We start from the raw sequence: 6,757 nt of genomic DNA, 5'->3' as shown, positions 1-6,757 counted from the left end.
CCTTTGCGAGCTCGTTCGCCGGCCAGAACAGGAATACGCCGGCGCCGTCCTATCCAAATCGCTCCAACACGAAGGCCACCCAGAAGGGCAAGAAGCCCAACAACCAGTCGAGCATCGGCGAACCCACCTTTGCGGCGGCCTATCGCGCCGCCTACGACACAATCTATGAGCGCAACGACTACGCCTCCGCGATCGCACAGCTCAAGGCGCTCGGCCGTGACGACAATCCGAACGTTGCCAACCTCATCGGCTATTCCTACCGCAAGCTCGGTGACTACAAGCAGTCGCAGATCTGGTATGAGCACGCCCTGGCCATCGATCCGAACCACGTGCTGACCTGGCAGTATTACGGCCTGTGGCAGCTCGAACAGGGCAATCGCGAGCAGGCGATGTATCACCTGGACAGGATCGCCGCGATTTGCGGCACGAGTTGCGAGGAGTACAAGTCGCTCGCGGCTGCACTGGACAAGCCGACAGGCACGGCGCTGGTGTATTGACGGCTAACTCACCCCAAAAGCGGTGACAAGCCGCAATAATTTCAGCATTGTCCCGGCCGGGGCGCGACCGGGACAATCTGGATGCCGCTGACGCGCGACAAGATCATTGGCCATGACCTCGAACGTCTGGCCTTCCGCTTCACCATGCTTGACGATGGCGAAGAAGTGACGTGCCAGATCAGCGACGCCGCGATGGATGAGCTCGCCGGCATGCAAGGCACGGAAAGCAGCGCACGTCAGGCGCAATTCCTCTCACTGCGCGAGACCATCGAACGGATCGCATCGGACCTCTACGACGAAGCGCCGCGCTTCAAGGGGTATGTGGTGCGAATTTTTACGAAGCATCTGGGGAGATAGCAGCAACAGGCTCAATGTCGTCCTGGCGTTCGCCAGGACGACATTGAAGATATGGCGTACGCTCGTACTCACCCGTCCAAATTCTTCAGCAGCAGTCGCAGCGCCGTGGCGGCAAACATCTGCATGTTCGCGAAGCGGTCGTTGCTGGCGGTCTCCAGCGTCATCACCTCGGTCGCGGGGCCGGCGATTGCCATGCAGCTATGGCCGGCGGCGTCGCCGTAGCGATTGCCGGTTGGGCCGGCCGCGCCGGTCTCGGACAGGCCCCAGTCGCAACCGAAGCGCTCGCGCATCTGCTCGGCGAGCAGTTTTGCGTAAGGCTCGGACGAGGAACGAAAGCCCTTCATGCCGTCATCCGAAATATCCATCAGCACGCGTCGCGCATCGCGCGTGTAGACCACAGCGCCGCCGAGGAAATAGGCCGACGCGCCGGGCACCGCGAGCAGGCTTGCGGCGATCAGGCCGCCTGCGGAGGATTCCGCCACCGCAATGGTCTGTTTGCGCGCAATCAATTTGGCCGCGACCTGTTCCGCAATCCCCACGAGCTCTTTCATCTTGCGCTTCACTCCCGAGCAACCTAGCTGCGCTCTTCTAGCATATGACAGCGGCGCTGGCCGAGTTGCAGGCGGCCTGCAGGCCTGCTTGAATGGCGTCAACAAGCGATGCGGCCAAGCGCGCGTGAAAAGGAAGCGTCATGACGTCCCTGATCGCCGGCGGTGTTGACTGCGACGTGCACCCGGCGGTGCCGCATCTCACCAGCCTTTTGCCGTATCTGAACGATTACTGGCGCGACCAGGTGACGACGCGTGGCATGGTCGATCTGATCTCGCAGTCCTATCCGCAGAATTCGCCGATCACGGCACGCCCGGATTGGCGTCCTGAGGCCGGCAAGCCGGGATCGCATCTGGAGGACATGCAGCGCCATGTGCTCGATCCCTTCGCGCTCAGTTACGCCATCTGCAGCCCGCTCTATGGCGTGCAGATGGTGTTTTCCGAAGACATGCAAAACGCCTTCTGCCGCGCGCTGAACGACTGGCTGGCAAGGGAATGGCTTGACCGGGAACCGCGGCTGCGTGGCTCGATCGTCATTCCCATTCAAAATGTCGAGAAGTCGGTCGCCGAGATCGAACGCTGCGCGGTCGACAAGCGCTTCGTGCAGGTGCTGATGCTTGTCATGGGCGACACGCCGCTGGGAAAGCGCGCGCTGTGGCCGATCTATGCGGCGGCGGAGCGGCTGGACCTCGCGATAGGCATTCATGCCGGTTCCGCTTATCACAACCCGCCGACCGCTGTGGGGTGGGGTTCGTATCACATCGAGGACTATGTCGGCCAGGCGCAGGCGTTCCAGACCCAGCTCACCAGCCTGATCGTAGAGGGCGTGTTCGCCCGCCATCCGAGGCTGAAGATGGTGATGTTGGAATCCGGTATCACCTGGGTCGCGCCCTATCTCTGGCGGCTGCACAAGTTCTGGCGCGGGGTGCGGATGGAAACGCCCTGGGTCGATCGCGCGCCACTGGAGATTGTGCGCAGCAACATCCGCTTTTCGTTGCAGCCGTTTGACGCGCCGCCGGAACAGGCGACATTAATTCGCCTGTTTGATCATATGCAGTCCGACGAATTAGTCCTATTCTCCACGGACTATCCGCACTGGCAATTCGACGGCCAGGACGCGCTGCCCGAAGGTCTATCCCCCGATCTCGTGCGCAAGATCATGATCGACAATCCGCATGCAACCTATCCCCGCCTGAGTTAGCCGCTGCCAAAGGAGGCAAGGCGATGAATATCCAGTTCCGCGAAGCGACCGAGTCCGCGTCTGCCCTGACCACCAAGACCGCAATTGCGGACTGCGATATCCACCCGGCGCGCGCGACCCGGACCGAGCTCTATCCCTATCTCGCCAAACGCTGGCAGCATCATCTCGACGTCTACGGCGTGCATGCCTATCAAGGCATGATGGAAGGCCCGCCCTATCCGAAGGCCCAGCCCAACGCCTCGCGCCGCGATGCCTATCCGCCGGAAGGCGGGCCGCAAGGCTCTTCGCTCTCCTTCATGCAGCAGCAGCATCTCGACCCCAACAACGTGCAGCTGGGGGTGCTCAATCCGCTCGGCACCGGGCAGGGCATCCGCAATCACGAGCTCTCGGCGGCGCTGTGCTCGGCGATCAACGACTGGCAGATCGACAAATGGACCAGCAAGGACAAGCGGCTGAAGGCCTCGATCGTCGTCGGCAATGAGGATGCGATGACTGCGGCCGCCGAAATCCGCGAGCGTGCTGGCGACAAGAACTTCGTCCAGGTGCTGCTGCTCAGCCGCAACGTCGAGCCACTCGGCCAGCGCCGCTATTGGCCGATCTACCAGGCCGCGGAAGAGGCCGGCCTCCCGGTTGGCGTGCATGCCTTCGGCTTCGGCGGCAATCCGATCACGCCGTCGGGCTGGCCGAGCTATTACATCGAGGAAATGGTGGGGCATTCGCAGTGCCAGCAATCGGCGCTCGCGAGCCTCGTGCTGGAAGGGGTCTTCGAGCGCTTCCCGAAATTGAAGATGGTGATGATCGAGGCCGGTTTCGGCTGGGCGCCGTCGCTCGCCTGGCGGCTCGACAAAGTCTGGCAGCGACTGCGTAGCGAGGTGCCGCATCTGAAGCGGCCGCCGTCCGAATATATCCGAGACCAGGTGTGGTGGACGACGCAGCCGATGGAAGATCCGGAGCGGCGCGAAGACCTGTTCGATGTCATCAAGTGGATCGGCTGGGACCGGCTCTTGTTCGCGACCGACTATCCGCATTGGGACTATGACGAGCCGTCGCGCGTGCTGCCGCCCGGCGTCAGCGAAACCAACCGCGAGGCGTTTTATCTGGGCAATGCGCGGAAACTGTACGGGATCGCTGTCGCATGATCCGGAAAAGTGTGCAGCGGTTTTCCCTCGCGACAAACGCGGAACGCGTTTGCGCGGAGATCATGCGACAAACCTAACATGGCGCGTCACGTGATCGCGCCTGTGGATGAACTTCCGCCAGGCACACGAAAATTCCTCGAGATCGACGGACGGCCGATCGCGGTCTTCAACATCAAGGGCGAATATTTCGGCCTGCTCAATCGCTGCCCGCATCAGGGCGCAGCGTTGTGCGAGGGGCCGCTGATCGGGCTCGCGCAATCCAAGGATCCCGGCGAGATTGAATACACCAGGCTGGGAGAGATCATCCGCTGCCCCTGGCACGGCTGGGAATTCGACGTGCGCACCGGCCAATCCTACTGCGACCCCCGCCGCTTCCGCGTCAAGGCGTATCCCGCTCATGTGGAGCCGGGCACGAGCGTCGTGAAGGGACCGTATGTCGCCGAAACGATCCCGGTCAAAGTCGAGAGTGACTACGTGGTGGTGGACCTGTAACCCCGCTGTCATTCCGGGGCGCCTCGAAGAGGCGAGCCCGGAATCCATTTCTCCCAGCACTCCTGTGGCACCATGGCTTCCGGGCTCGATGCTTCGCATCGCCCCGGAATGACGATGCGGCTAGTGGCCGGCGACCGGCTCCGCCACCGGATCATACGTCGCCACTGCCTTGCCGCCGCCGCGATAGACGGTCGCGGCAGCGATGATGCCGAGGACGGCGGCGAACATCAGCCAAAAGCCGGGCGATGCCTTGTCGCCGGTCTTTTCGATCAGCCAGGTCGAGGCGAACGGCGTGAAGGTACCGAACAAGGCGGCCGCGAGCGCAAAGGCGAGCGAGAAGCAGGTGGTGCGCACATGCGCCGGCACGATCTCGACGAGCGCACCCAGCATGGTGCCGCTATAGACGCCGAAATAGAACGAGAACATCATCTCGACCGCGAGCAGCTTGCCGAAGGTCGGCGCGGCCACCAGCCAATGCAGCGCCGGATAGGCTGTCAGCAGCGACAGGCAGGCGATGGTGAGCAGCACGGGCTTCCGGCCAATGCGGTCCGACAACGCGCCGCCGACCGGATTCCAGATGAAGTTGGTCACGGCGACGAGCAGCGTGACCAGCAGCGCATCCTGCGTCGACAGCTTCAGCACGGTCTTGCCGAAGGTCGGCGTATAGACCGTGACGAAATAGAACGTCGTGGTGGTGAGGATCGCGATCATCATGCCGAGGATGACGATGCGCCAGTTGGCGAGCGCCGACGCGAACACCTGCGCGGCGGTCGGATGTTTCTTCATCGCCAGGAATTCCGGCGTCTCCTGAAGCGTCCGCCGCAGGAAGAAAATCAAGGGGATGATCAGGCAGCCGACGAAGAAGGGAATGCGCCAGCCCCAGGCGGTGACGATGTCGGCCGGCATCAACTCGGAGAGGATATAGCCGAGGATCGATGCCACGAAGATCGCGACCTGCTGGCTCGAGGACTGGAACGAGGTGTAGAAGCCGCGATTGCCAGGCGTCGAGATCTCCGCAAGGTAGACCGACACGCCGCCGAGCTCGACGCCGGCGGAGAAGCCCTGCAGCAGGCGGCCGAGCAGCACGATGATCGGCGCCGCGATGCCGATGGTCGCATAGCTCGGGCAGAACGCGATCACCACCGTGCCCATCGCCATGATCGCGAGCGTGACGATCAGGCCCTGGCGGCGGCCGATGCGGTCGATATAGGCCCCTAACACGATCGCGCCGACGGGGCGCATCAAAGCGCCGAGCCAGAACACGCCAAAGGTGTTGAGCAGCGAGGCCGTCTCATTGGTCGAGGGGAAGAACGCCTTGCCGATCGCGGCGGCATAGAAGCCGAACAGGAAGAAATCGAACTGCTCGAGGAAATTGCCCGAGGTCGCGCGCAGGATGGCGCCGATGCGTGACTTGATCTCGGGCGGATTGGTTGAAGTGGCCGGTCCAGCCATGACGCTTACTCCCTAAAAGATGTGGCCGGACCGGAACTCATTTTCACGGCGGACGACCGATCGTGCTGCGACAATCTGTCTTACCCCTCTCGCGCAGGGGTGCGGGAGTCAACCCATTTCACGAGCGAAGCTCATGATTTTTCAGGCTTTATTCTGCGTTGCAGCGACCAGCCAGTCGCGGAAGGCGACCAGTTTCGACGCCTCGCGGCGGCCATCGGGCGCGACCAAATAGAAGCCGGCATCCGCTGGAAGCGCGATGCGGAAGGGGACCACGAGGCGGCCCTTGGCGATGTCGTCCTGAACGTACGTGGTCCGTCCCATCGCCACCCCCATGCCGTCGATCGCTGCCTGCACCGTCATGAGCGTCATGTCGAAGGTGATGCCGGGCTGCTTGGAAATGCTGGTCGAGAGCCCCGCAGCCGTCAGCCACAGTCGCCAGTCGTCACCGTTGTTGGTGTGCAGCAGCACGTGGTCTTTCAGGTCCTGCGGCGTGCGCAGCGGCTTGTCGCCCCTCAGCAGCGACGGGCTGCACACCGGGAACAACTCGTCCCGCATCAGCCATTCGGCGCGCACGCCCGGCCACTGGCCACGGCCGTAACGGATCGCGGCATCGACATTGTCGCGCTGGAAATCCACGAGGCTCGTCGATGTGGTGATGCGGACGTCGATGCCGGGATGCTGCTCCTGGAAATTGGTCAGCCTTGGCAACAGCCATTTGGCGGCGAGCGAGGCGATGGTCGAGACGGTCAGCACCTTGTCGTCGTCCTTGCGGAGCAGCCGGTCGGTCGCAAGCCTGAGATCGTTGAACGCGGCACGGACGCCAGGCAGGTAGTCGCGTGCCTCTGCCGTCAACGCCAGCGCGCGGTTCTGGCGGACGAATAGGCGAATGCCGAGCTCCTCCTCGAGCCTGCGGATCTGATGGCTGATCGCGGTCTGCGTCACATTCAGTTCGGCCGCGGCCAGCGTGAAGCTGAGGTGGCGTGCGGCGGCCTCGAAGGCCCGCAAACCGTTCAGGGAAGGCAATCTGGCAGTCATTTGGCAGCAGGATGCATGAGCTTATTTCATGCGAA

At 62.9% G+C, this 6,757-nt stretch carries 8 protein-coding genes; 5 read left to right on the top strand and 3 right to left on the bottom strand.

The window, feature by feature from the left end:
* A partial coding sequence (locus tag SO139_RS30865; RefSeq protein WP_498541092.1) for a tetratricopeptide repeat protein occupies positions 1-497 on the top strand: 497 nt, incomplete at its 5' end.
* Between the two features lie 81 nt (positions 498-578).
* Positions 579-854, top strand: coding sequence for a DUF1488 family protein (locus SO139_RS30860; protein ID WP_449379440.1), 276 nt, complete (start codon positions 579-581; stop codon positions 852-854).
* Positions 855-922: 68 nt separating this feature from the next.
* Here the strand turns inward: SO139_RS30860 and SO139_RS30855 are convergent, their stop codons facing one another.
* Positions 923-1,405: a CinA family protein gene (locus tag SO139_RS30855; protein ID WP_474799509.1), complete on the bottom strand. Its 483-nt coding sequence runs from the start codon at positions 1,403-1,405 to the stop codon at positions 923-925.
* A gap of 140 nt (positions 1,406-1,545) precedes the next feature.
* Between SO139_RS30855 and SO139_RS30850 the strand changes: the two genes are divergently transcribed.
* From SO139_RS30850 to SO139_RS30840, 3 genes are all read left to right on the top strand, one after another.
* Positions 1,546-2,604: an amidohydrolase family protein gene (locus SO139_RS30850; RefSeq protein ID WP_449379438.1), complete on the top strand. Its 1,059-nt coding sequence runs from the start codon at positions 1,546-1,548 to the stop codon at positions 2,602-2,604.
* Between the two features lie 23 nt (positions 2,605-2,627).
* On the top strand, positions 2,628-3,743 hold the full coding sequence (locus SO139_RS30845) for an amidohydrolase family protein (protein WP_449379437.1): 1,116 nt from the start codon (positions 2,628-2,630) through the stop codon (positions 3,741-3,743).
* 78 nt (positions 3,744-3,821) lie between these two features.
* Positions 3,822-4,235 (top strand): Rieske (2Fe-2S) protein, encoded by a 414-nt coding sequence (locus SO139_RS30840; protein ID WP_449379436.1) that lies wholly within the window; start codon positions 3,822-3,824, stop codon positions 4,233-4,235.
* 120 nt (positions 4,236-4,355) lie between these two features.
* On the opposite strand, the gene SO139_RS30835 is transcribed toward SO139_RS30840, so the two are convergent.
* On the bottom strand, positions 4,356-5,687 hold the full coding sequence (locus tag SO139_RS30835) for an MFS transporter (RefSeq protein WP_449379435.1): 1,332 nt from the start codon (positions 5,685-5,687) through the stop codon (positions 4,356-4,358).
* Between the two features lie 141 nt (positions 5,688-5,828).
* Entirely contained in the window at positions 5,829-6,722 is an 894-nt protein-coding gene (locus SO139_RS30830) for a transcriptional regulator GcvA (RefSeq protein WP_449379434.1), read from the bottom strand.
* Between the last annotated feature and the right edge of the window lie 35 nt (positions 6,723-6,757).

Source organism: Bradyrhizobium sp. UFLA05-89 (assembly GCF_059803475.1).
This window is presented reverse-complemented; position numbering and strand designations above follow the sequence as displayed.

Bases quoted from the DNA above. Each gene is read 5' to 3' on its own strand.
- SO139_RS30860 (WP_449379440.1), top strand. From the start codon at position 579: ATGCCGCTGACGCGCGACAAGATCATTGGCCATGACCTCGAACGTCTG.
- SO139_RS30855 (WP_474799509.1), bottom strand. From the start codon at position 1,405: ATGAAAGAGCTCGTGGGGATTGCGGAACAGGTCGCGGCCAAATTGATT.
- SO139_RS30850 (WP_449379438.1), top strand. From the start codon at position 1,546: ATGACGTCCCTGATCGCCGGCGGTGTTGACTGCGACGTGCACCCGGCG.
- SO139_RS30845 (WP_449379437.1), top strand. From the start codon at position 2,628: ATGAATATCCAGTTCCGCGAAGCGACCGAGTCCGCGTCTGCCCTGACC.
- SO139_RS30840 (WP_449379436.1), top strand. From the start codon at position 3,822: ATGGCGCGTCACGTGATCGCGCCTGTGGATGAACTTCCGCCAGGCACA.
- SO139_RS30835 (WP_449379435.1), bottom strand. From the start codon at position 5,687: ATGGCTGGACCGGCCACTTCAACCAATCCGCCCGAGATCAAGTCACGC.
- SO139_RS30830 (WP_449379434.1), bottom strand. From the start codon at position 6,722: ATGACTGCCAGATTGCCTTCCCTGAACGGTTTGCGGGCCTTCGAGGCC.